Annotated in this window: 17 protein-coding genes and 3 riboswitches; of the genes, 14 read left to right on the top strand and 3 right to left on the bottom strand. The window is 35.6% G+C overall.

From position 1 onward, the window contains the following. Positions 1–136 precede the first annotated feature (136 nt). From HP569_RS03325 to thiT, 10 genes are all read left to right on the top strand, one after another. Positions 137–1,603: a PTS fructose transporter subunit IIC gene (locus HP569_RS03325; RefSeq protein ID WP_182199729.1), complete on the top strand. Its 1,467-nt coding sequence runs from the start codon at positions 137–139 to the stop codon at positions 1,601–1,603. A gap of 4 nt (positions 1,604–1,607) precedes the next feature. Beyond that, positions 1,608–2,069: a PTS sugar transporter subunit IIA gene (locus HP569_RS03320; protein WP_182199728.1), complete on the top strand. Its 462-nt coding sequence runs from the start codon at positions 1,608–1,610 to the stop codon at positions 2,067–2,069. Positions 2,070–2,095: 26 nt separating this feature from the next. Further along, positions 2,096–4,744: a glycoside hydrolase family 38 N-terminal domain-containing protein gene (locus HP569_RS03315; RefSeq protein WP_182199727.1), complete on the top strand. Its 2,649-nt coding sequence runs from the start codon at positions 2,096–2,098 to the stop codon at positions 4,742–4,744. Positions 4,745–4,807: 63 nt separating this feature from the next. Continuing rightward, on the top strand, positions 4,808–5,653 hold the full coding sequence (locus tag HP569_RS03310) for a MurR/RpiR family transcriptional regulator (RefSeq protein ID WP_182199726.1): 846 nt from the start codon (positions 4,808–4,810) through the stop codon (positions 5,651–5,653). Positions 5,654–5,659: 6 nt separating this feature from the next. Beyond that, positions 5,660–7,054 (top strand): glycoside hydrolase family 1 protein, encoded by a 1,395-nt coding sequence (locus HP569_RS03305; protein ID WP_182199725.1) that lies wholly within the window; start codon positions 5,660–5,662, stop codon positions 7,052–7,054. Positions 7,055–7,140: 86 nt separating this feature from the next. Further along, the gene (locus HP569_RS03300; protein ID WP_182199724.1) at positions 7,141–8,028 is read left to right on the top strand and encodes an ROK family protein; all 888 of its coding nucleotides are present in this window, start codon (positions 7,141–7,143) and stop codon (positions 8,026–8,028) included. 121 nt (positions 8,029–8,149) lie between these two features. Beyond that, positions 8,150–9,385: an NAD-dependent epimerase/dehydratase family protein gene (locus HP569_RS03295; RefSeq protein WP_182199723.1), complete on the top strand. Its 1,236-nt coding sequence runs from the start codon at positions 8,150–8,152 to the stop codon at positions 9,383–9,385. A gap of 216 nt (positions 9,386–9,601) precedes the next feature. After that, complete coding sequence (locus HP569_RS03290; protein WP_182199722.1) at positions 9,602–10,807, top strand: dicarboxylate/amino acid:cation symporter; 1,206 nt, start codon at positions 9,602–9,604, stop codon at positions 10,805–10,807. A gap of 168 nt (positions 10,808–10,975) precedes the next feature. Beyond that, positions 10,976–11,054: riboswitch (cyclic di-GMP riboswitch) on the top strand. Between the two features lie 79 nt (positions 11,055–11,133). Then, complete coding sequence (locus tag HP569_RS03285) at positions 11,134–13,377, top strand: putative bifunctional diguanylate cyclase/phosphodiesterase (RefSeq protein ID WP_182199721.1); 2,244 nt, start codon at positions 11,134–11,136, stop codon at positions 13,375–13,377. A 58-nt stretch (positions 13,378–13,435) separates the two neighbouring features. Beyond that, positions 13,436–13,533, top strand: a riboswitch (TPP riboswitch). Between the two features lie 67 nt (positions 13,534–13,600). Continuing rightward, positions 13,601–14,170 carry an energy-coupled thiamine transporter ThiT gene (gene thiT, locus HP569_RS03280; RefSeq protein WP_182199720.1) on the top strand — a complete coding sequence of 190 codons (570 nt, stop codon included), beginning with the start codon at positions 13,601–13,603 and terminating at the stop codon, positions 14,168–14,170. 55 nt (positions 14,171–14,225) lie between these two features. Here the strand turns inward: thiT and HP569_RS03275 are convergent, their stop codons facing one another. After that, positions 14,226–15,857, bottom strand: a complete 1,632-nt coding sequence (locus HP569_RS03275; RefSeq protein ID WP_182199719.1) for a sodium:solute symporter family protein — start codon at positions 15,855–15,857, stop codon at positions 14,226–14,228. A gap of 113 nt (positions 15,858–15,970) precedes the next feature. Further along, positions 15,971–16,077, bottom strand: a riboswitch (SAM riboswitch). Positions 16,078–16,260: 183 nt separating this feature from the next. Here HP569_RS03275 and HP569_RS03270 point away from each other — a divergent pair. From HP569_RS03270 to HP569_RS03260, 3 genes are read left to right on the top strand one after another with little or no spacing between them, the layout of a single operon-like run. After that, on the top strand, positions 16,261–17,877 hold the full coding sequence (locus tag HP569_RS03270) for a DUF2334 domain-containing protein (RefSeq protein WP_182199718.1): 1,617 nt from the start codon (positions 16,261–16,263) through the stop codon (positions 17,875–17,877). Positions 17,878–17,897: 20 nt separating this feature from the next. Beyond that, entirely contained in the window at positions 17,898–19,637 is a 1,740-nt protein-coding gene (locus HP569_RS03265) for a polysaccharide deacetylase family protein (protein WP_182199717.1), read from the top strand. A gap of 3 nt (positions 19,638–19,640) precedes the next feature. Further along, positions 19,641–20,900 (top strand): glycosyltransferase family 2 protein, encoded by a 1,260-nt coding sequence (locus HP569_RS03260; protein ID WP_182199716.1) that lies wholly within the window; start codon positions 19,641–19,643, stop codon positions 20,898–20,900. 38 nt (positions 20,901–20,938) lie between these two features. On the opposite strand, the gene HP569_RS03255 is transcribed toward HP569_RS03260, so the two are convergent. Then, on the bottom strand, positions 20,939–22,720 hold the full coding sequence (locus tag HP569_RS03255; RefSeq protein WP_182199715.1) for a methyl-accepting chemotaxis protein: 1,782 nt from the start codon (positions 22,718–22,720) through the stop codon (positions 20,939–20,941). Positions 22,721–22,905: 185 nt separating this feature from the next. After that, positions 22,906–23,628 carry a metallophosphoesterase family protein gene (locus tag HP569_RS03250; RefSeq protein ID WP_182199714.1) on the bottom strand — a complete coding sequence of 241 codons (723 nt, stop codon included), beginning with the start codon at positions 23,626–23,628 and terminating at the stop codon, positions 22,906–22,908. Between the two features lie 155 nt (positions 23,629–23,783). Between HP569_RS03250 and HP569_RS03245 the strand changes: the two genes are divergently transcribed. After that, positions 23,784–24,917 carry a DEAD/DEAH box helicase gene (locus HP569_RS03245; RefSeq protein WP_182199873.1) on the top strand — a complete coding sequence of 378 codons (1,134 nt, stop codon included), beginning with the start codon at positions 23,784–23,786 and terminating at the stop codon, positions 24,915–24,917. The last annotated feature ends 53 nt before the right edge of the window (positions 24,918–24,970 follow it).

The raw sequence follows: 24,970 nt of genomic DNA, 5'->3' as shown, positions 1-24,970 counted from the left end.
TTTAACACTTTGCGTTGAAAGTATATACAATGCTTCGGCCTGCTTTTATAATAAAATTATTAAAACTTATATATAAGTTTCGAGCGCTCTCATGTATGCGTTTTAATAAGTGGTTCAACTGAGGAGGATACAGATAATGACAAACAAGAAAATAGTCGGAGTAACGGCGTGTTCAGCTGGTATTGCGCACACTTACATGGCTGCCGAGTCACTAGAAAAGGCTGGCGAAGAAAAAGGGTATGATATAAAGATTGAAACACAAGGTTCAATTGGCGTTGAAAATGCATTAACGCAAGAAGAAATTGAACAAGCAGATGTAGTTATCTTAGCAGTAGAAATTAATATTGATATGTCACGTTTTTTTGGAAAAAGAGTATTACGAGTTAGAGCAAGTGAAGCAATGAAAAATGCACAAGGTGTGATTGAAACCGCTTTAGAAAAAGCTGAACCATACGGTGAAAAGGGAACGAAAGCCGGTGGAGTGAAAATGGGTAAAACAGAAGAAGGCGGTTTCTTCCAACATATCATGGCTGGTATTTCATATATGATCCCAATGGTTATTGCTTCTGGTCTTATATTAGCAATTGCAAACGTTGCCGCTTTTCAACGCGATGCAGCAGGAAGAATTGTTAATTGGGGATTTGATGATTCGACTATCTTCGGTGAATTAATGTCGAACTTATTTAGTGTTGGACAAGTTGGTTTTACACTAATGATTCCGTTATTTGCAGGGTTTGTAGCAAACTCTATTGCTGGTAAACCGGCTATAGCTGCAGCAATGATTGGTGCTTATATAGCAAACGATGCGGAAATGCTTGGAGCAGACGCTGGTGGTGGATTTTTAGCTGCTATTTTAGTTGCCTTTTTAGTGGGTTATTTAGTTAGATTGTTGAAAAAAATTCCTTATCCAAAATTAATTCAACCTATTGTTCCAATTATGCTCATTCCTTTAGTTAGTACGTTATTTATTTCTATTATTGTAATTTATGTTCTAGGAAATCCAATTGCAGGATTAATGAGTTCTCTATATGAAGGACTAACTGTTTTAAGTGAAAATTATGCAGCTGCACCAGTAATTATCGGTGTAGTAATCGGTGCAATGGTTGGTTTTGACTTAGGTGGACCTGTCAATAAGACGGCACTAATATTCGGTACAGCTGTGTTTACAGACACCGTTACTAAATATGGAATTGAAGGTGCAAACTTTGTTCCACAAACAGCAACACAAGCTGCGATTTCAGTTGCACCACTTGGTATTTGGCTAGCTTCTATCATATTTAAAAAGAAATTTTCAGCAACAGAAAAAGTTTCAGCAAACAGTGCATTTGGAATGGGAATTGTCGGTGTGACAGAAGGTGCAATACCATTTGCTGCACAAGATCCAGTTCGTATGATTCCAGCTTTTGTTGCGGGTTCAGCTGTAGCGGGTGGTTTAGCTACTGGTTTAGGAACTAAGTTTTATGGTGGTATCGGTTCTCCACTTGGTACATTTATTGGTTATATTGAACAGCCAATCCCATTTGTTACTTGGATATTTAGTGTTATGACAGGTGTATTAGTCACTGCTTTGATTATAGGATTTACAAAAAAAAGGGTGGATTAAAATGATGGATAATATGTTTAGTCTAGATAATATTACATTTAACTCAGATGCGACAACAAAAGATGAAGCATTAAAGTTTATTGGTCACTTTGCTCAAGAACGAGAAATTGTTAAATCTGAAAAAGCTTTTTACAAGGGATTAAAGAAACGTGAAAAAGAAGTAACAACTGGCTTTAAAGACGGTATTGCCATTCCTCATTGCAAAAATAAAACAGTGCTGAATCCTTCCGTTATGGTTGTCAAGTTCACTAACCCAATTGAATGGGAATCAATGGATGGAAAACCTGTAAAGTTAGCATTTTCATTAGCTATTCCAGAAGGAGAAAATCAACAGCATTTGAAAGTATTAAGCACCATTTCTCGCGCTTTGATTGATGATGCATTTACAAGTGCAATTTTAAACACAAATGATAAAGAAGAAATCTATAACTTGATTAAAGAAAAAATAGTAATGGAAGATAATTAACAAACAGCGTTAGGTAGGGTTGCGAAATGGAGAAGAAAATTCATGTTATTGCCCATACACATTGGGATTACGAATGGTATTTTACTAGCAATGAGTCGTTCATTCAACTCTGTTACCATGTAGATGAAGTAATAGAAGCTCTTGAAAAAGGAATTGTCGATTACTATATGCTAGATGGACAATTAAGTATCGTAGAAGATTATTTAGAAGCAAATCCAGACAAAAAAGAACGTTTAGTGAAATTAGTGGAAGACGGAAAACTTAAGATAGGACCATGGTACACACAAACTGATCAGCTTATTATTCGTGGAGAATCAATTGTTCGCAACCTTGAATTAGGTATAAAAATGGGTAATTCGCTTGGTGGAGCAGATATGCTCGGCTATATCCCGGATGCTTTTGGACAATCGATTGATACACCAAAAATATTTTCTCAAATGGGTATTGATAAAGCTGTTTTTTGGCGAGGCCTTTCTCGTGATGTGATGGATCAACGTGAATTTTATTGGGAGTCCGAAGACCAGAGTCAAGTCATTGCTTATAATATAAAAGATGGTTATTTTGTTGGTGTGCAGTTAATTGAATCAGATGATGCACAAGCTCTGGTTGAACAGATTAGCAAAGATACCGTATCGTCACATATTGCACTGCCAGTAGGTGGTGATCAGCGCTACATTGATTATAATTTAAAAGATCAAATTGAAAAATTTAATCAACAATTAGAAAATGAAAAACTTGTAGCTAGTAACTATGATCAATTATTTAATGAAATAAAACAAGAAGGTATAACATTACCCGTTGTGCAAGGCGAGTTGTTAGATGGAGAAGTATCTAAAATTCATCGTTCCATATACTCATCAAGATATGATCATAAGTATCTGAATGACAAAATAGAAAGAAGATTAATTTATCAGGTTGAGCCATTAATGGCTTTGGCAGACACGATTGGTATTGGCTATAAACAGGATTTGCTCGATAAAGTATGGAAATTAACATTACGAAACCATGCGCATGACAGTGCGGGCGGTTGTAATAGTGATAAAACAAACCGAACTATTTTAAATCGTTTGATCGAGGCGGATGAACTTTCTTACTCTATTGTAGATTACTTAACACGTAAAGTAAGTGAGTCTAGAGCGGAAGTGAAAGAAAACCAAATTACGATTTTTAATACGTTGCCAATGAAAAGAAAGCAAATGCTAAAATTAAATGTAACAACAACTGTATATGATTTTGCGCTTTATCATGATGGTGTAAAACTACCTTACCAAATTATTCATGTTGAAAAGAAAACAAATGATCCAATTAGAAAAGTGAAAGAGCCAAATCCTGATGCATTTTACATCGAAACAACGATTGTATTTCCTATAGAAATAGGAGCAATGGGCTATGAAGTGATAACGGTTGTTGAAGATGAAAAGAATGTAGAGGATGGGTTAGAAAACGAACCAAATGAAGTTAATGCTACGCAGCATGCAATAGAGAATGATTTTTATAAAGTAGAATATCAAGCTGATCAAATCAATGTATACGATAAAAAGAAAGATACCTATCATGAAAAATTCTTAATGATTGAAGATTCAGGTGATGACGGGGATAACTATGATTATTCACCACCAGTGAATGATGATGTGATAAGGTATGATTTTTCTGATGCAACGGTTACTACGTTTCAAGGTATGTATACAAGTTCAATCAAAATGACTGGTTCATTTCAAGTGGCAGCTAATTTAAAAGAACGTGAATTAGGTGAAAGAAGCAAACGGGTACCATATGTATTGCAGATTTCATTAAATAAAGACAATGCGATGATCAATATGCATCTAACTATAGATAATCAAGCATTAGACCATCGAATGCGATTAATTATTAATAGTAATATCAGCACATCAGAAAGTATTGCAGATACACCTTTTGGTACGATTGCAAGGAAAACGGTCGATCCTAACTTGGATAGTTGGAGAGAAAAAGGTTGGAAGGAAGAACCATCTACTATATATCCAATGCTGAATTTTGTTAATATCCATGATAAGAATAATAGTCTTACTGCTTTTTCTAAAGGTATAAAAGAATATCAAATCTTAAATCAGGAGTATAATAGTATTGCATTAACATTGTTTCGTTCTGTTGGCTATCTTGGTAAACCTGATTTAATGCGCCGACCAGGTGTTGCTTCTGGGAATCAATTCCGTTATATCGAAACACCAGATAGTCAATTGCAGAAAAAATTAACCTTTAAATGTTCGTTTATGCTAGATCGTACATTTAATGCATCGGATTTATTTAGCGAATGGCAAAAACATTCTATCTCAATGCCTTATTATCAACAACAATCATTGAATCAATTTACAACGACATTAAAATATTTTGTTACACATCCTTTATCTTACGATGTACCAAATGGATTGTCCTTATTTAATGCTAGTGAATTAAATGTTGTGTTTAGTAGTTTTAAGAAAGAGATCGATGGTAGTGGCTATATCATTCGCTTCTTTAATCCAACTAGTGCAGCAATTGACGATGGTGGTAAATTAACATTTAGTCATGAAGTGAAAGAATGTCGTTTAGTTACCATGGCAGAAAAAGAAATAGAGCCAATGGAATTAAACAGTAATGCTGTTACATTAGGTACTTTTAAACCAAAAGAAATAAAGACAATTTCAATTCATTTTTAGTTGGTTTAAGTTCTCCCCTCAATAAGTTATAATAAATAGTAGCGAATTTGAGGGGGGATGATAATGAAAAGTAATTTATTTTTTTTAATAGAAACATCAAAGATAGCGTTTACATATGTGGATGAGCAAATTGCTAATTTTTTTCTTGAGAAACATCCACCAATAAAACAGTCAGTCTTAGCCAAGCAAATTAACGTATCTACAGCATCAATTACAAGGTTTTGTAAGAAGATAGGCTTCGAAAATTACAAAGAGTTTATTTATCAATATAAGCAAGCACTTGAAGACTATCCAGAGAATGAAAGCAATGTGACAAACAACCTTCAATTTCAATATTTGGAGTTAATTAAAGAGATTAACGAGAAAATCGATAATGAAAGTATTAAACGTGTATGCGAATATATTTATGATCATAAAATCATTCATATATACGGTCTCGGTTTAAGTGCAATAGCTGGTGAAGATTTCAAATTTCGCTTCACTCGTTTAGGGAAATATGTAGAAATCGTTCGAGATTATGATTCAATAGAAATGGTTTCTTCTCTTATGAAAGAAAATAATCTATTATTTTATTTGACGTTACGCGGAGAAAACAAGAACATCATTCCTGTTATTAAACGGGTAAAAGAGAAGGGGACAAAGGTTGTCGTTGTAACTTCTAATCAATCAGAAGAAATCGCGGAATTAGCAGATTATCTGTTATTGACATCAGATCTAAAAAATGCAGGAAATATTGGACAATTATCTGGTCAGATCCCAATGCTTGTGATTATTGACCTCATCTATTCACAATATATTAATATGTATCGTGAAAACATTAATAAATGGATAGGCACAGAATATGCCTTTTTACATCGTAAACCAAAAAGTGGGACAGAGGGGTCTGACCCCAATGTCCCAGTAAACTAGAGAAGGATGGTGTTAGGGTTGAGTAAGTATGTTTTTCCTGAGGGATTTTTATGGGGGGCTGCGGCTTCTGGTACTCAAACGGAGGGTGCTGCAAGTGAAGGTGGCAAGGCTAAAAACATTTGGGATCATTGGTATGAAATAGCACCTGAACGTTTTTATCAAGGTGTTGGCCCAGCTGAAACGTCTGATTTTTATCATCAGTATAAAGACGATATTAAGCGGATGAAAGATATCAATATGAATTCCTTCCGAACGTCTATTTCATGGTCTCGTTTGTTACCGGATGGTGTGAATGTGAATCAGGAGGCTGTTGATTTTTATCAAAATGTAATTGATGAACTTATTGATAACGGTGTCAAACCAATCATTAATTTATATCACTTTGATATGCCATTTCATTTTCAGGAAATTGGTGGATGGGAAAATCGTAAAGTAGTTGAATCATTTGCTCATTACGCTAAAACAGCTTTCCAATTATTTGGTGATAAGGTAAAGCTTTGGACAACCTTTAACGAGCCGATTGTACCTGTAGAAATGGGATACTTAAATGATTTTCATTATCCATGTGTAGTCGATATGAAACGGGCAGTAACCGTAGCCTATCACACGATGTTAGCCAGTGCGATGGCAATCGAAGAATATAGAAAAACAAAGCAGGATGGAGAGGTAGGGATAATTTTAAATCTTACACCTTCTTATCCTCGTAGTGAAGATGAGGAAGATGTCAAGGCTGCTAGAATTGCAGATTTATTTTTTAATAGAAGTTTCCTAGATCCATCCGTTTTAGGTGAATATCCTTCTGAACTCATCGAATTGATAAAAGAGCATGATCTAATGCCAGAAACGGTTGAAGGAGATCGTGAGCTTATTAAATCAAATGTTGTTGATTTTCTAGGTGTGAATTATTATCAACCGCGAAGAGTCAAAAAGAAAGAAAGTCCGATTGATGACAGTCAGGGTATACTACCTAGTCATTTTGGTGATCCGTATATTTGGCCTGAACGTCGAATGAACCCACACCGCGGTTGGGAGATTTATGAAAAGGGTTTGTATGACATTGCGATTAATATAAAAGATAATTATAACAATATTCCATGGTATGTAGCTGAAAATGGGATGGGTGTCTCTGATGAAGAGCGTTTTATGGATGATTCTGGAATGATTCAAGATGACTATCGTATTGAATTTTATCAAGAGCATTTGAAATGGCTGCATAAAGGGATTCAAGAAGGATCGAATTGTTTTGGTTTTCAAGTGTGGACGTTTATGGATAACTGGTCATGGTTAAATGCATATAAAAACAGATATGGCTTTTATCGTGTAGACATCAATACCCAGGAACGCCATTTGAAGAAGAGCGGACTCTGGTTTAAAGAAGTCGCAAAACATAACGGATTTTGATCGGTGCAGTCGGGCTGTTGTAGTTTGGGACATTGGGGTCAGTCCCCGATGTCCCATTATAATCTAATAGAAGGTTGTGATGAAGTATGTCGGTTATTCTTGCTGTTGATTTAGGTGGAACGGACATTAAGTTTGGGATTGTTGATCAACATGGTCAATTACTTGAAAAGGGTAAAACGAAAACCCCAACTAGTTTAGAAGATCTAATTTCTCATATTCATGACAAGGTTCAATATTTTTCAGAATATATGATTGAGGGAATTGCTATTAGTGCGCCAGGTGCGGTAACTGAAACTGGTGTGATTGAAGGGGCAAGCGCCATTCCGTATATTCATGGGCCGAATATAATCGAGCTACTCGAAAAGAAAACGGGTCTACGTGTTGAAATCGAAAATGATGCTAATTGTTCTGCCCTTGCAGAAATTTGGAAAGGCGCAGCGGAAGGGAAGAATGACATCGCTGTTGTGGTCATTGGAACCGGAGTAGGCGGAGCTTTGATCAAAAATGGCGGAATACATAAAGGTGTTCACTTGCATGGTGGAGAATTTGGCTATATGGTTTTGAATCCTGCGAATTTAGGAGAAGGACAGAATACATTTAGCGAATTGGCCTCTACATCTTCTATTATTAGACGCGCAGCTTCCTATAAAAAGGTTGATGTATCAACGTTGACTGGTGAAAAGGTGTTTGAGCTTGCTTCAGAAGGGGATCAAGCGTGTATTCAAGCAATAGATGAATTTTACCATATGCTTGCCATAGGTTTGTATAATATTCAGTATGCATATGATCCAGAGTTGATATTAATTGGCGGCGGAATAAGTAATAGAGAAGATATCTTGCAGGCGATCAATGAGAAGCTAGCACTTGTGTTAGAAAAGATAGATATAGCTACGATTAATCCTGAAGTAGATAGATGTCACTTCTTTTCAGACGCAAACTTAATTGGCGCAGCTTATCACTACCTGCAACAATAAATGGGACAATGGGGTCTGACCCCTTTGTCCCATTTTCCTTTAAATATTTATTTATAGCGGTTATACTTTGGGTAGAAATTTTCTGAGGCGTGTTCAAAAATCTAGCAAAGGGTGGTATATATTGGGTCTAGATCAAGCGAATTCTAAATCAAAGAAAAAAATCATCGTTTTAGGTGGTGATGGTTTTTGTGGCTGGCCTACTAGCCTGCATTTATCCCAAAAGGGGCATGATGTTACTATCATTGATAATCTGTCCAGAAGGAATATTGATAATGAATTAGAGGCAGAATCGTTAACACCAATTCAACCGATGCATACAAGATTAAACGCATGGAAAGAGATTAGCGGCAAGACAATTAATTTTTATAATTTCGATATTGCGAATGAATATGATCGATTGTTGGACATGATCCAAACGGAAATGCCAGATGTCATTATTCATTTTGCTGAGCAAAGAGCAGCACCTTATTCAATGAAATCATCTAAGCACAAACGGTATACGGTTAATAACAACATGAATGCTACACATAATGTGCTATGCGCAATCGTTGAATCAACCCTGGACATTCATTTAGTACATTTAGGAACAATGGGTGTTTATGGATATGGAACAGCAGGATTGAAGATTCCAGAAGGGTACTTAGATATTGAAGTAAAAAAAGAAGATGGAGAACGTGTGGAACAGCAAATACTGTATCCGACCAATCCGGGTTCGATTTATCACATGACTAAATCTCAAGATCAGTTACTTTTCCAATATTATAATAAAAATGATAATGTTAGGATAACGGATCTACATCAAGGAATCGTTTGGGGTACGAACACAAAAGAAACGAATTTAGATGATCGCCTTATTAATAGATTTGATTATGATGGGGATTATGGTACAGTTTTAAATCGATTTTTAATGCAAGCTGCTGTTGGTTATCCTATTACTGTTCATGGTACAGGTGGGCAAACACGCGCATTTATTCATATTCAAGATAGTGTTCGTTGTATTGAACTAGCTGTAGAGAATCCGCCAGCGAATAATGATCGTGTACTTATTTTTAATCAAATGACAGAAACACATAGAGTGGCTGACTTAGCAAAACTTATTAGTAAATTGACTGATGGAGAAATAGCTTATGTTTCCAATCCGCGTAAAGAGGCGAAAGAGAATGAGTTACAAGTAAGAAATGATTTGTTCTTATCCAAAGGTCTACAACCTATTACATTAAATGAAGGTTTATTGCAAGAAGTGACTGAAGTAGCCAAACGATATAAAGACCGAGTGGATTATCAGAAAATACCAGCAACCAGCTTATGGACAAAAGACCAACAACCAGGCATACCAAAATGGGACAAAGGGGACTGACCCCAATGTCCCATTTTCCTTTTTTATTGACAAACTGGTGTGTTTTGTATTTTAATTAAAAAGGTGTTGTTATGAATTATGCTACTATTTTATCTCAAACATTCTATTCTACTCTATGAATTAACCTTTCCTTTTATCCTTTTCTTAACTTTCGAGAATAACTCAACTATCAAACAGATACAGACATCAGTGTAGGCTATGCAGGGAGGAACCAAAATGAAACTAACTTTAAAAATAGTAATAGGGCTCATTCTAGGTGCGGTGATCGGTCTAGCATTGCATTTTTTTGCGCCGGATATATTTGAACCAATAGATAAGTACTTTTTCACGCCATTAGGTACGATCTTTTTAAATCTAATTAAAATGCTCGTGGTACCTATTGTATTTATTTCAATTACATTAGGAACTGCTGCGATTGGAGATCCGAAGAAATTAGGTCGTATAGGTGGAAAAGCTCTTTTGTTTTTCCTTGCTACAACGACAATTGCTATTACGATTGCGATGGGAATGGCAATGATTCTTCAGCCGGGTAGTGTAGGAATTGAAACAGCAGAAGCTTCCTATGAAACGGCAGAAGCACCTTCAGTAATAGATACTTTTACTGGTATTATTCCTACTAACCCTATTCAAGCAATGGTAGAAGGAAATATGTTGCAAATTATCACTTTCGCGGTGTTTATTGGTTTTGCATTAGCGATGTTAGGAAAAAAAACAGAAGCCGTTTATCGTTTGCTTGAGCAAGGCAACGAGATTATGATGTTTTTGGTAAATATTGTTATGAAGTTTGCTCCATATGGCGCGTTTGGTTTATTGGCTTCTGCAATGGGCTCATTAGGTATAAGCGGAGCAAAAGCAATGCTACTATATATGATTACCGTTTTTTCTGTGCTATTCATTCATGCTATTTTCACCTACGGATCGGCTGTAGCACTCATTGCAAAACGCAATCCGATTCATTTTTTCAAAGCCTTTATCCCAGCTATGACGGTTGGATTTAGTACGTCAAGTAGTAGTTCAACTTTGCCGGTTTCAATGAAGGTTGCGCAGGAGGAATTAAACGTACCAAAATCGATTAGTAGCTTTGTTCAACCATTAGGTGCAACCATTAATATGGATGGAACAGCAATTATGCAAGGAGTGGCAACGATATTTATTGCTCAAGTCTATCAAACAGACTTATCCTTGTCTCAATTGGCTATGGTAGTTCTGACTGCTGTACTTGCTAGTGTTGGTACGGCTGGAGTACCTGGAGTGGGGCTAGTAATGCTAGCGATGGTATTAAATCAAGTCTCCTTACCGGTTGAAGGGATTGCATTAATTATAGGGATAGATCGAATTTTAGATATGACAAGAACAGCTGTTAACATAACTGGCGATGCAGCTTGTGCTGTTATTATTGCCGAAACAGAGAAAAAACGATAATCAGACTGTTGGAGATCATTCCCCAGTAACCTGATTATTATCAGTATGGGACATTGGGGACTGACCCCAATGTCCCGCTTTTTGAAAAAAATAGTGAAAAAGTAACAATTATTGTTGGATTTTGTGATGAAATAGAACTATAATGATAGATGTAGATTAATACTATCTTACTGATAAAGGCAAACTTATTGAAAAATAAGGACGCAAAGCTTCAGGCCTGAATATGAATGGCGGCTGAGCTACCAATGAGATATAACTAGTTTGAGGGTTATTTCTTATGGGAATAACCTTTTTTGTTATTAAGTATATAAAAGGTCGTGATGTAGATGTTATTTACCAAACCAAAAATAATTACATCAATAATTAGCTTGGCGACAATTTATTTTGTCATTCTATTATTTATTAATAATAGGGAAGGGCTTCATTCGCTCGGGAATATTTCCATTTCTTCCATATCTAGTTTGATTGGATTACGGTGGGCATATCAAGCTAGCTCAATTACTAAGGATAAGAAACATCGTTTTTGGTTAATCATTGCGATTGGTTTATTTTTTTATAGCATAACTAGTTTCATATGGTTGTATATGTTTCTGTTTCATCAAGCAATTACATTTCCATTAGCGTCACTGCCAACATTGGTTATATCTTATATATTCTTTTTAATCGCTTTAATATATAAAATCAAGACGATTGAAATCAAAGAATCGGTACAATCATTTTCTTTTACGATTAGTGTGTTTATGACATTTATTATAGCGATACACATCCATTACTTTTTTCAGCCCACAATGACTTTAGTTAATTATTCTAAACCAATGACCTTGTTAATTTTAGCCTTTCAAATTTGTACATTGAGCATTTTGTTCGCAAGTATGTTGTTATTTTATATTTCTAGAAGAAGCTCTGAAAAAGACCCAGTCTTGTTTGTAGTGCTAGGCATGTTCTTTCATATGATAGGGGTTATTCTATATTATTATTTTTACGTGAATAATATTGGTGTGGTAACTGCAGACTTTGTTTGGACTTTAGGGTTGTTATTCATTCTCTTCTCAGCTAAGTTAGTTAAAAGACATACGGAAGTTTCAGAATGGAAAATGGTTAAATACGTAGAAAGTAAGGAATCTAAACTACCATATATTATTATTTTTGTACTATTATTAACGGTTCTTGAAAGCTATAATTGGAAAATTAATGCGTTAATGATCGGTATGGTTTTAATGTTAGTTATGATCATTAGCAGGCAGTGGTACGTTATGCAACGCAATAGAAAGTTAATGAAGGAATATAGTTATCTAGCTTTTCACGATACATTAACAGGAGTGAAAAATCGCACAAAATTCACAAAAGATTTAGAAACAGTTATGGAAGAGTCTAAGAGAAAATCACAACCATTTCTCATGTTTTTGATGGATTTGGATCAATTTAAAAATGTGAATGACACAATGGGACATCATGTAGGTGATAAGCTTCTATCTGCGGCAGCAAGTCGTTTGAAAAATGCTTTTGAACCAGTCGGTACGGTCTATCGAATTGGTGGAGATGAATTTGTCATTATTGTTCCAAATGTAAAAAGAGTGTTTGGTACATTGTATGCAAAAACGGTATTGAATTTATTTGCTAATCCATTTTTGATTGATAATCATACGATTACTATTTCACCAAGTATTGGGATTAGTGTGTATCCTGATGATGGGATGAAGCAGGAAACATTACTTCATCACGCTGATGCTGCGATGTATTTAGCGAAAGAAAAAGGAAAAGCGCAATTTTGCTATTTTAATCAACAAATATATCAAAATATTTTAAGAAAAAGAAACATAGAGGTGGAGTTAAAACAAGCAATAGAACTAGAACAATTCTCTCTCCATTTTCAACCTAAAGTTAACTTGGAGACAGAGCGTGTCATTGGTTTTGAGACGTTTATTCGTTGGGATCATCCACGTCTAGGTATGATTTCACCTCGTGAGTTTATTTCGATAGCGGAGGAAACTGGAACTATATTTGCTATTGATGAATGGGTCATTACACGCGCTAGTAAGCAAATGAAACAATTAGTAGATGCAGGGTATGATGATTTTACAATAGCTGTGAATATTTCCGCAAAACAGTTAGAGCAAAAATGCTTTGGAACGAGAATTAAACAAATTTTAGAGCTTACAGAGTTAGAACCAAAGTATTTAGAGTTAGAGATTGCAGAAACTAAAATGGGTAACATTGGTCAAACGATTGATACGTTAAAAGAATTGCATGCCATTGGGGTCCGAATTGCGATTGATGACTTTGGTATCGGATATTCTTCACTAAATATCCTACAATCTTTACCGTTAGATACGATTAAAATCGATCAATCCTTTGTTGCAGAGTTGGAAAAGAAAGAAAACATATCTATTATCAAGTCTATTATTGATATCGGACTGAATTTAGATGTAGAAGTGGTCGCGGAAGGAATAGAAACAGCTTATCAAGCAAGAATATTAGCTAATTTAAGCTGTAAATATGGTCAAGGCTATTTGTATTCAAAGCCGTTACCGATAGAACGATTAGACCATTTTATACATGATCATGAATAAAAGCAATGAAGACTTTACTATTTTCCGAATTGTGTTACAATTATTATTAAATTAAATAAGAAACCACAAGGGGAGCTATATGCTGAGAGTGAACATTGTTCTGACCCTTTGAACCTGTTAGTTAGTACTAGCGCAGGAATGTGGAATGTCGTATATGCAGTGATCCGTGTATATATTAGTTCTCCCTTGAGGTTTTTTAAACAATAACAAGGGGGACTTTTTTGTGAGAAAATTAGAGTTATTAGCTTTAATCGAAATATCTATCTTTGGAGCATTAGCATTTCTGTTTGATCTCATACCATCCATTAAATTATCACCATCTATTTCTATTTCATTTGCTATGATTCCAATATTTATACTAGCATTTCGATGGGGGTTTAGAGTAAGTCTATTGGCTGGTTTTCTGTGGGGAATATTGCAAATCGTGTTAGGTGATGCGTATATTCTAACTCCTATTCAAGGCTTCATTGAATATTTTATTGCCTTTGCATTTATAGGTTTCGCGGGTTTGTTTTATCCAGTTATTCAAGAGAATTTACGTGCTTCTAATAGAAAGAAAGCAGCCGTTTGGATTGTGATCGCTGCATTTGTTGGAAGCTTAGCTCGTTATTTCTGGCACTTTGTTGCTGGATTCATTTTCTGGGGAGAATACGCTCCTGAAGACATGAATGTGGTACTATTTTCATTCTTAACAAACGGTGTGACAATGCTAGGAGCTTTTGTATTTTGTTCTATTTTACTTGTTTTATTGATCAATACATCACCACGTTTAATCCTTAGAAATCAGTCATAATAAAAAGATCAAATCTAGTGAACTCTTAGAGCGCTGGATTTGATCTTTTTTTTTATTAAAACTGCTCAGCTGACGCGGTTAAGGAAGATGTCTGATCCCTTTGCTCGACTTTTTCTCGTACAAATAAAATAGCAGATAAAAAGAAGGTCACGATCGTTGAAAAACCGAACAAACCAAGTAAACCGACTGCATGTAAATCTTTAAAAAAGAGAATGGTACAAGTAGCAAGAACAAGGCTAGAGAAAACAACAAAATAATCTTTTATTGCATGATTTTTTATCGAAACATGGATATGTCGATAGTTTGTCACAAGAGTAACGAGAATAATTGTTAAAACATTAGTAGACATCCCAACCCATACAGGATGAATATCTAAATAAAAAATGGTTGGTTGCCATCCTCCTAAGTGATACCAAACCAATCCGGTAAAAAATCCGGTGAGTAAAGAGCTAACTACAGCGTGTTTCGTGACAACTGGCCAGAACAATGCAGCAACAACCGGAGCAAATGTCGCCGCATTTCTCGTTGTCCATGCTAGTACATTCCACCAGGCAGATTGCTCTGTCCGGAGTAAGCCAAAGACGATCATTAAACCAGTAAGTAATAATAACGAAATCTTTGTATAACGAACTAACTGCTCATTGCTCGCTTTTGGAAAAATGGCACTACCGACATCTTTCCCTAAACTCGTAGCTCCAGAAAATTGACAAGGTGCGCCCCAGCTAAGTGCACACGCCCAAATTCCTAAGAAAAATAAACCGACAAGCGGGGCGGGCAATACTTCCATTAAATAGTTAGGTAGTGCTACTAATCCGAGTGACTCTCCTGGAACAACAACCGCTGCAGCTAATCCAAAAAGTATACCGCATAATATGAAAGGAATTCCTAAAAAGACAGCACCAATTAATCCTTTTTGTCCTTCCTCAGGGGTTCGACACGATAGAGCCATTTGAAAAGCAGCTTGTGCCAGAATCACATTAACGATGAAAGTACCAAACCAAGCTACGATTACTTGTGTACCGACTGCATTAAAATCAAACATCGCTGGACTAGTGAGAGCGAGTTGCTTTAATCCTTCCACTCCTGGATTGATAAAAAATGCAATGAGCCCGACAATTAACATGATTAAAAATACAATACTATTCATCGTTTGTGTGAAAGCAACAGACCACATGCCACCTGCTTGTAAATAGACAAACAATAATATAGCGGTAAAGGCAACCGAGAAACTTAGTGAAATACCTGTAAATACATTTAATGCAGATGCGAAAGCAATCGCTGTTGCGACTGACCACATTGGAAAAGCAAAAGCTGTAATAAGTCCAGCAATCGCCTTTGCCGTTCGACCAAATTGATCGCCAATTAACCCGGATATCGTAATCATCATCCGTTTACGAAAAGATTTAATCATTAATAGCGCAATAATTAATACTTGGACTGTTTCAGCGATACCATACCAAATTGCAGAAACCCCTGTTAGATAAGACAATTCCACAATGGAAATATAAGTTGATCCAGAGAATAGGCCGGTAATACAAAAAGCAACTGTCCACCACCTAAAATTACGACCGCCTACAAAAAAGTTATTTCCATTCGATGCTTTTACTCGAGCGATATTACCAGTAACAATTAATAACAATGTGTAAATAAGTGCAAAACCAATCATCCAAACACCATATTCTGTCATGTTGCCACCCCTTTAAATGTAATCATTCATTTTAAACAAAAGAAACCTTCTTCTTATTCACTAATAATAAGAAGAAGGTTTCTTTTGATTATATTCAAAACAGGAAAATTTTCTTCTTATCTTTCAGCTGATTAGCTGCTGGATGTAGCACCTTATTTGTATATACAAATGGTTGCCGTGGGATCGTAGGACCAGTTTCCTCCACCACTCTTAATAAGATTGTATTTAATTTCTACTAATCATATCGGGATTGATACTTATTGTCAAGTTATTCTGAATATTTTAATTATTAATTCGATTAAGTGTATCGATTCCAATCTATGAACAGGTATTTTTTTGCCTATGTCGACATAGGCATAGTAACAAGCGCTAATAGATTATGAAATAGAAGGAGGCTAGTCGAATGAAACGAAATAGAATCGCTGCAATATTTTTATTCGTGTTTATATTTTTTTCAATAGAAGAAATATCAGTTGTAGCTCAAGATACAACGGAGACAAATATTTTGGTTGTCTATTCCGCTGATAGAGAAGTAATAGATATAGAAAAAAACCTGTTGGATTTGTTGTTAGCGCACTTTACTTCTGAGATTACTTGGATCGAAAGTGATCAACTTAAACGTGAAGATTTAAACGATACGACACATGCATTTTATTACGGGATAACAAAAAAAACAGTTCCTAAAAAAACAATAGATTTACTTGAATCGTTTCAAGGTCCATTTGTTGTTATCGGGCATAATGTAGAAAACTTCGACGGACGATTTTCCTATTCAACGGATAAACAAGTTGTCTATGCTTCCTTCATCCAATCGAATCCTACACAGGCTGAGAAAGTAAAGGTTGAAGATTTGCCTGTGATTTTATATAAAACAGAAGAATTGGATAAAAGCAAGATTATATTAAGTGCAAATCTTGATCAACAAACTGCCCCATTATTAGTAAAAGAAAAAAACAACTATTATTATGCAACCACAAATTTATTCTCTCCGGCGAGTTATTTGTTTGCAGACTTCCTTCATGATTTGTTTGAGACACATCAGCACTCTAATCAAAAAGCATATATTCGAATTGAAGATATTCATCCGAGAAGTGATCCGACAAGGCTCAAAGCTGTTGCAACTATTCTTGCCAAAGCAGATATTCCTTATATGGTATCTGTTACTCCTGTCTATACCAACCCGAAAACAAGGGATACATTTTCTCTTTGGGAGAGTCCAGAACTGGTAAATGCATTGCAGGAAATGCAATCGCAGGGAGGGTCCATTGTATTACACGGCTATACGGATCAAAGCGAACAAGGTCAAACAGGATCAGGATTTGAATTTTGGAATAAAAAAGATAATCGGCCCATTACACAAATAAATGAAAAAGATTATATGACAGAAAAAATTGAACAGGGGGTACAAGATCTAGTTGATAACGGATTATATCCATTAGCTTTTGAAGTACCTCATTATGCGATGTCAGCTGAAGGATACGAAATTTTATCGAAGCATTTTTCTACAATCGTTGGTCAAGTACAGTTAACAGATAGAAATTGGAGGAAAATGAGTGCCCCGCCATACATTACTAAACCCAATCTGTTACAAGGAATGCTATTGATTCCTGAGACTGCTGGTTATATTACTTATGATGATCCTGCTCAATCGATTGAAGTGATTAAAGAAAGGATAGATCATATCCAGATGGTACGAGATGGTGTTCTGGGCGTATTTTATCATCCGTTTATGGGTGACGATTTACTATATGAATTAATCAGAGAACTGGATGGAATTGAAAAGGAAAATTGGATTGACTTGAAGAGAGAGAAGCATGAAGTAACTACCGATTTATTTCATATTACATCTAGTAAAGGAGAGATTGATGTAAATCAAATGAATAAAACATTAGCAGCTTCAACGAATCAAGAGAAAAGTAAAATGAAGACAACAACATTCAAGCTTGGCTTGATCATTGGTGCTATTCTGCTTCTTGGCCTCATTCTGTTTTCTATTTTACGATTGAAGCGGTTGGATTAATGTTTGTTTGGGGGATAAAGATGAATAAGTTTTGGGCTAAGGGCATTTTTGTTGTGGTTATAAGCAGTATCATTTTTAGCAATACCTTTATATTTACCCATGGAGAACAATCTCAATCAACGCCGAGAATACTTGTTATTGGACAATTCGATGATGAACAAGGGTTCGTTAATCAGCGCAAAGTAGATTTGTTAGTTAGTCATTTTTCGACTGAGATACTATTCAGAGATGTCACAGAGGTTACTACTGATGATTTTAAGCAACGTACACATGTTATTTATTATGGTGATAGAGAAGCTGCGATACCAGATAAGTTGAAACAACAGTTGTCAACATTTACTGGGGTAATTTTAGCCATAGGAGAAAATGTAGAAAAGTTAGGTGAACATTTTTCTTTTATCAAACAAAAAAGTAAAGGGAAAGTTAATCAAGTGTTTTTGACCAATGATGAAGCGAATGTATTTAGTCTTAATATAGAAGAGATTATTACTATTGAAACAAATGAACAGGTAAAAGCATTATTGGTAGGCAAGGATGATGTAAACAACGATTATCCACTTTTTATTCAGAAGGATAACCACTTTTATTTAGCAACAACCTCCTTGGCGATGCCGCTCTCTACATTTATTGCAGAGGTGCTACATGAGGTGTTCTCCGTTGCCCACGCTCATGCTTATCAAGGTTATATTCGCTTAGAAGATGTTCATCCACTGGTAGAAGCAGATAAGCTAATGGCGATCGCTGAATTATTGAAAGAACGTGGCATCCCATATATGGTCGCTGTTATTCCTGTATATATTCATCCAAAAACAAAAGAAAAACACTATCTATCTGATTCAGAGGATTTGCTTGAAACATTAAAATTCGTCCAAAATAATGGCGGAAGTATTGTCATGCACGGTTATACACATCAGTTTAGAGATAGTGAAACAGGTGAGGGGTTTGAATTCTGGGATGTGGAGCATAATATGCCGATTTATCATCGAGCAAATGAGCAGCCAGTGAAGCAAACGCGAGCAGATTTTTCGAGTGAAGCGGATTATCAATCTTATCTTTCTGAAAAGAAGCAAATAGAGTCTAATTATATAGAGAATAAATTAACGAAAGGCATTCATGAACTAGCTAATTATGGACTTTATCCACTCGCTTTTGAAGCACCACATTATACGATGTCACAAAACGGTTATCAGATTACTTCTACATTTTTTTCGACATATGTTGGGCAATTACAATTAAGCGATCAAAATTGGCAGATCATGATGGAAGCTCCATATGAAACAAAGCCAAGCTTCCTTCATGGAATGACGTTGTTACCAGAGACAATTGGTTATATCGAAAATTCTTCATATGCATTGGAGAAGATGGATAAAGCAATTAAACGTCAAATGGTGTTACGTGATGGCATGATCGCAGGCTTCTATCATCCTTACTTAGGAGTGGAAAGATTTGAAACAATGCTTGAATTATTAGAGGAAATTCCTAATATTACATGGATCGATTTAAAAGCATTGGATCAACAAACAAAAACAGATCATGTCGTTATTAAATCTGCAGATGGTGAAATTGAATCATCGATCGCTCATCTTAAATTATTCCAAACAGATCATCGACTCTTAAGCTATCATATAAACAAAACGGCAAATATTACATTATGGGTATTTGTCGGATTGGGTTTTTTTACTATATTTCTCTTTTTATACTACATGTTATTAATTAAACACGAACGCAAAAATGGATTTAAAGTGAGGAGGGGGGATTAAATATTGGCAAATATTTTATTATACATTTCGTTGTATTCGATTTGGATCATGCTAGTGTATCACTTGTTTTTAATGCAAGGTGGTTACTTCCTATATCGTAAAAATCGTCACATTGAACAGAAATGGCAGCAAAATAAACATACTTATCCAACTGTATCCATTTTAATTCCAGCACATAATGAAGCACTAGTTATTGGTGATACATTAGAGGCGATGTGTCGATTGAGCTATCCTATTGATCGGTATGAAGTAATTGTGATTAATGATAATTCAAGTGATGACACTGGGAAGATTGTTGAGCGGTATGTGGAAAAGTATTCGTTTATTAAAGCGATTCATACCGTGCCCCCACTTGGTGGAAAGGGTAAATCACGCGCATTAAATCTAGGTTTGAAACAGGCGATTGGCGAGGTTATCTGTGTGTATGATGCGGACAACATACCTGATTCTGATGCAATCTATTGGCTCACAGCAGGACTGGCCAATGACTTAAAAGCAGGTGCTGTTGTTGGTAAATTTCGTGTAATTAATGCGACACGCAATTTTTTAACGCGTTTGATTAACATCGAAACTATTTCATTTCAATGGCTGGCTCAAGCTGGGCGATGGTTTTGGTTTAAAATGGCGACTATACCAGGAACAAATTTTGCTATTAGACGGTCCATTTTGGATGAATTGGGTGGATGGGATGAAAAAGCACTATCAGAAGATACAGAGCTAAGCTTTCGTGTGTATAATTTAGGCTATCATATTCGTTTTTTTCCGTCGGCAGTAACTTGGGAACAAGAGCCAGAATCCTGGACAGTTTGGTGGAAACAGCGTACACGTTGGGCTAGAGGGAATTTATATGTTATTACCAAGTTTGTCATACAATTCTACCGATTGAAAAATAAAAAAGTACTCATTGATTTATTTTATTTTTTCTTTACCTATTTATTATTTTTCTTTGGTGTATTTATGTCGCACGGTTTACTCCTCGTTAATATGTTTGTTGATTTAGAACTTACGATTGGCTATGTATCATTTTTCTTAATTGGAATTGGATTTTTGTTGTTTATTATAGAGGGAATGTTAACGTTGAGTATCGAGAAAGGTCAACTAACTGTGAAAAGTATGCTAACTGTAATAGTGATGTACTTTAGTTACTCTCAATTATGGTTAGGGTTAGTCATTTATGCAACCTACCTAGAACTGAAACGCATTATCTTGAAACAAGAAATAAAATGGGACAAAACCAAACGCTACGCAAATAGCAAACAATAATGGGACATTGGGGTCAGACCCCAATGTCCCATTATGCATTATAGTTTAAATTGATCGACTTGTGATTGTAATCTATTTGCTAGTTCGGATAATTGTTCGGCGCTTTTAGCTACTTCTTCCATTGATGAGTTTGTTTCTTCTGCTGAAGCTGCAGTTTCCTCAATTCCTGCAGCGGATTGTTCCGAAATCGCAGCAATTTCATCAACAGATGTATACATTTTTTGGCTGTTCGTCGCAATTGTTTGTAAATCATTGGCGATATCTTGGACTTTTCCAACCATACTAGTAATAGATTCATTAATACCTTGGAAAGCTTGTCCAGTTTTTTTAATCTGACTTGACCCTTTTTCAACGGCAGAATATCCAGCCTCTAGGGAGTGAGCTACTTGGTTAGATTCAGTTTGAATGGATTGAACAATTGTTGTAATATCAGTAATCGATCTGCTAACTTGTTCTGCTAGCTTTCGAACTTCATCAGCAACTACTGCAAATCCTTTTCCTTCTTCTCCAGCTCTGGCAGCTTCGATTGCAGCATTTAGTGCTAATAGATTCGTCTGTTCAGCAATATCTTGAATAACAGAAACGATTTTTTCGATTTCCATTGATTGCTGATCTAGTCCTTTCACTTTATTAAAAGAATCTTGAACTAATTGATAAATTTCCTGCATTTGATCGACTGATAAGTGCAACTGTTTCGCACCTTCTTCACTTAACTGGATTACCTCATCAGAGCTCTTCGCGACACTAGAACTGTTATTAGTTGCTTGTGTGACAGTTTGGTTGTATTGTTGCATCGCTGTAGCTAAATCTACTGCGTGATTAGATTGAGATTCTGCACCTGAAGAAAGCTCTTCCATTGTTGCTGCAACCTGTTCACTCCCTTCACTTACTTGTTCAGAGGAATTAGAAAGATGGTCACTTTGTTTTTGAACACTGCTAGTTACATCACGTAAATGTTCTATCATTTGATATAAATTTGATTTCATCTTATTAACTGAATCAGCTAATTCAACAAATTCATCCTTTGATTTAACTATTACTTTTTCTCCTGTTAAATCTCCTTCTGCCAATCGATTCATCTCATTTTTAACTGTTGAGATATTAACTAGTAGAGAACGAATTAAAAACAAGAAAATAACCATAGCGACTACAACTGCAACCCCTAATGTTATAAATGTCGTTGTCAGTATATCTTTACGAATCATCGTTGCTAGTTGCGACATTTCAAAATCAATTGCGGCTACTGCAACAATTTCGTCATTATCATTCTTAATGGTTTTGGAAAGGGTAATCGTCGAATTACCGCTAGCAGCATCAATATACGGATCTGTCCAAGCTACTTGATTTTTTGCGTTAATAGCAAGCTGATACCAATCTCTTGTTGTAGGATCATAATTTTTTAGATCAGCTTCCGGGTCGATCTCATGTAAATACAATGCGCCTTCTGGTGTACCAATATATAAATTTTTGATAAATGTATCGTCGACAACCATTTCAGATAAAAAATCTTCATAGTAATTGGTAAGTGCAGGATCGTTAACTCGAGGCATATTCTGATATGACTCTTTAGGTTCGGACGGGTTAACTTGATTGACTTGAAATTCATCCTTTTCAGTCATTTGATTTAATCTGTTTTCATATTCTTTGAAGATTTTCTCGTATTTCGGTGATACTGCTTCGATATTTTCTTTCTGAATAATTGCTTTTTCTAGTATTTCCGTCTTATTATATGAGATAATTCCGACAATTGTTAAAGGAACAATTAATAATATAAGCACAACTAGTGGTAATTTAAATTTAAGTTTCGATATGAATTTCATTGATAATCCCCTTCATTTTATAAAAAATTTTCTATCTCTGTTTCTATTTTTCTGTTGACATCCTCTCTGTTTTTCTTTATTTAAGGAAATAAAACATCCTTTTTTAATATTTTCGACAAAAAAAGAGAAATGTTAATATATTCAGACAAAAAAATGGGACATTGGGGTCAGTCCCAAATGTCCCATTATGCGTTTCGTGCGGTGCGAAGAATTTTTGTCATCATTTCTGTGTTTGGATAATTTCCGGTTTCGTATGCTTGAATCGTTTTCTCTATATTATAGTTAACGCGCTCAATGGATGTTGAAATGTTATGGTCGGATAACTCGATCATAGCATACGAAGCTTTAGGTATTCCATCAAATGGTAAACCTACACTACCTGTATCTATAATTGTTTTTCCTTCAACTTGTCGTATATAAGGGAGATGAATGTGTCCATACAAATAAATGTCAGCATCGTAATTATCAATGAATTTTTCTTTAATCGTATCTACTGTCACATCTGGTAAAACGACATCAAACAAGCTAGTCGGTGTGGCATGAAAAGCGTATATATCCATTTTATTTTTGTTCCAAGCCAATGTTGAAGATAGATTTTCCAAATAATCGATGGAAGCTTGATCTAAATGTCTGACTGCCCAATCTCTTTCTTGATTCATTAAGTTGAGCACTTGGTCAGGAACTTCTCCTTGATTTACCCCTCTGACGATCCATTCATCCGCATTTCCTTTAATTACTGTTGCGTCTAACGATCGAACAAGCTCAATGGATCGTTGTGGTTCTGGTCCGCGATAGGCGATGTCACCAAGCACTACAATATGATCGACGTCTTTTTCTCTAATGTCCGTCAACACCGCGTCTAATGCAACTGCATTTCCGTGAATATCGGAAATAACTGCTATTTTCATGTGTGTGCCTCCTTGTTTAATCATTACCTAAATAATACTTGTTAGTTAGAATTTACCCGAAAACACGTCTAGATAATCCCTCTTATTTATCTTGCGGTTTTGTGATATAGTTGGATAAACTATTAAAAAATCAGTCTTTATTGAAGGAGATTATTATGTTCGTTGATACATTACAACCATTTTTACAACAAGCATGGAAAGTATCTGGATATTCAACCCCGTTACCCATTCAAGAAAAAACATATCCAATTATAAAAGAAGGCAAGGACGTCATTGGTGTTTCTCCAACAGGAAGTGGAAAAACGTTGGCATACTTGTTACCTTTGTTAGAAAAAATTGATGTAGAACAAAAGCAAGCACAGTTACTTATTTTAGCATCATCACATGAATTAGTAGCCCAAATTCATCGATTAATTCAAGAGTGGACGACAGACGCACCAATCACAAGTATGATGATGATTGGTGGAGCAAATGTCAAACGCCAGATTGAAAAACTGAAGAAAAAGCCACAAATTATCGTTGGTACGCCAGGCCGTGTACTTGAATTAATTAAACAAAAAAAGTTAAAAGTGCATGCATTACAAACGATTGTTTTAGATGAAGCGGATCAATTGTTAGTCCCTGAACATCGAAACAACTTATTTGGTATTATTAAATCGGCACCAAAAGAACGCCAATTATTATTGTTTTCCGCTACCATTTCTGAAGGGCTAGCAGAAGAAGCAAATCGTTTTATGGTAAGTCCAGAAGTAGTCCGGGTAACCAACGAAGAATCAGGAACCCCAGATGTTTCTTATCAATTCATTGTTACTGAAGAACGTGAGAAAATTGAGGTTTTAAGAAGTATGGCTCGTAATTTAGATGAGCAGCTTCTTGTATTTTTTAGAGATAGTGGTAATTTAACCGTGATGGAAGAAAAATTAGCTTATCAAGGTATCGCAGTGGATGCTTTGCATGGTGATTTACCGAAGCAGAAAAGAGAGAAAGCAATTCGCCAATTTTCTAAGGGTGAAACCAAGCTATTATTAGCTACTGATGTGGCAGCGAGAGGATTAGATGTAAAGGATTTGGCTTATGTCGTTCAAGTTGATGTTCCGAAAGATCCTGATCATTACTTACATCGCGCGGGAAGAACCGGTCGTGCTGGCTCAGATGGTGGTGTCGTTTTATCATTAGTAACAGATGTAGAAATTCGTCAATTGAATCAAATTGCAAAAAAACTCGAAATTACATTAGAGGAATTTTTGTGGAGAAAAGGAAAGCTAATTAAGAAAAAGACTTCGAATTAGCAACAATGAAAAGACTCTGCTTGTAGTTAGATGATTAATGGTTTGCCCCCTAG

Source organism: Paraliobacillus salinarum, assembly GCF_014083865.1.
In the GTDB taxonomy this organism is placed as follows: Bacteria; Bacillota; Bacilli; order Bacillales; family Amphibacillaceae; genus Paraliobacillus; species Paraliobacillus salinarum.
Note: the sequence above shows the minus strand (reverse complement) of the source record. Positions and strands in the feature narration are given on the sequence as shown.

What these genes read in the sequence shown, in the direction of transcription:
- HP569_RS03270 (WP_182199718.1), top strand. Translation starts at nt 16,261, where the DNA reads ATGAAACGAAATAGAATCGCTGCAATATTTTTATTCGTGTTTATATTT.
- HP569_RS03315 (WP_182199727.1), top strand. Translation starts at nt 2,096, where the DNA reads ATGGAGAAGAAAATTCATGTTATTGCCCATACACATTGGGATTACGAA.
- HP569_RS03285 (WP_182199721.1), top strand. Translation starts at nt 11,134, where the DNA reads ATGTTATTTACCAAACCAAAAATAATTACATCAATAATTAGCTTGGCG.
- HP569_RS03250 (WP_182199714.1), bottom strand. Translation starts at nt 23,628, where the DNA reads ATGAAAATAGCAGTTATTTCCGATATTCACGGAAATGCAGTTGCATTA.
- HP569_RS03265 (WP_182199717.1), top strand. Translation starts at nt 17,898, where the DNA reads ATGAATAAGTTTTGGGCTAAGGGCATTTTTGTTGTGGTTATAAGCAGT.
- HP569_RS03300 (WP_182199724.1), top strand. Translation starts at nt 7,141, where the DNA reads ATGTCGGTTATTCTTGCTGTTGATTTAGGTGGAACGGACATTAAGTTT.
- HP569_RS03320 (WP_182199728.1), top strand. Translation starts at nt 1,608, where the DNA reads ATGGATAATATGTTTAGTCTAGATAATATTACATTTAACTCAGATGCG.
- HP569_RS03275 (WP_182199719.1), bottom strand. Translation starts at nt 15,857, where the DNA reads ATGACAGAATATGGTGTTTGGATGATTGGTTTTGCACTTATTTACACA.
- HP569_RS03290 (WP_182199722.1), top strand. Translation starts at nt 9,602, where the DNA reads ATGAAACTAACTTTAAAAATAGTAATAGGGCTCATTCTAGGTGCGGTG.
- HP569_RS03255 (WP_182199715.1), bottom strand. Translation starts at nt 22,720, where the DNA reads ATGAAATTCATATCGAAACTTAAATTTAAATTACCACTAGTTGTGCTT.
- HP569_RS03305 (WP_182199725.1), top strand. Translation starts at nt 5,660, where the DNA reads ATGGTGTTAGGGTTGAGTAAGTATGTTTTTCCTGAGGGATTTTTATGG.
- HP569_RS03245 (WP_182199873.1), top strand. Translation starts at nt 23,784, where the DNA reads ATGTTCGTTGATACATTACAACCATTTTTACAACAAGCATGGAAAGTA.
- HP569_RS03310 (WP_182199726.1), top strand. Translation starts at nt 4,808, where the DNA reads ATGAAAAGTAATTTATTTTTTTTAATAGAAACATCAAAGATAGCGTTT.
- HP569_RS03325 (WP_182199729.1), top strand. Translation starts at nt 137, where the DNA reads ATGACAAACAAGAAAATAGTCGGAGTAACGGCGTGTTCAGCTGGTATT.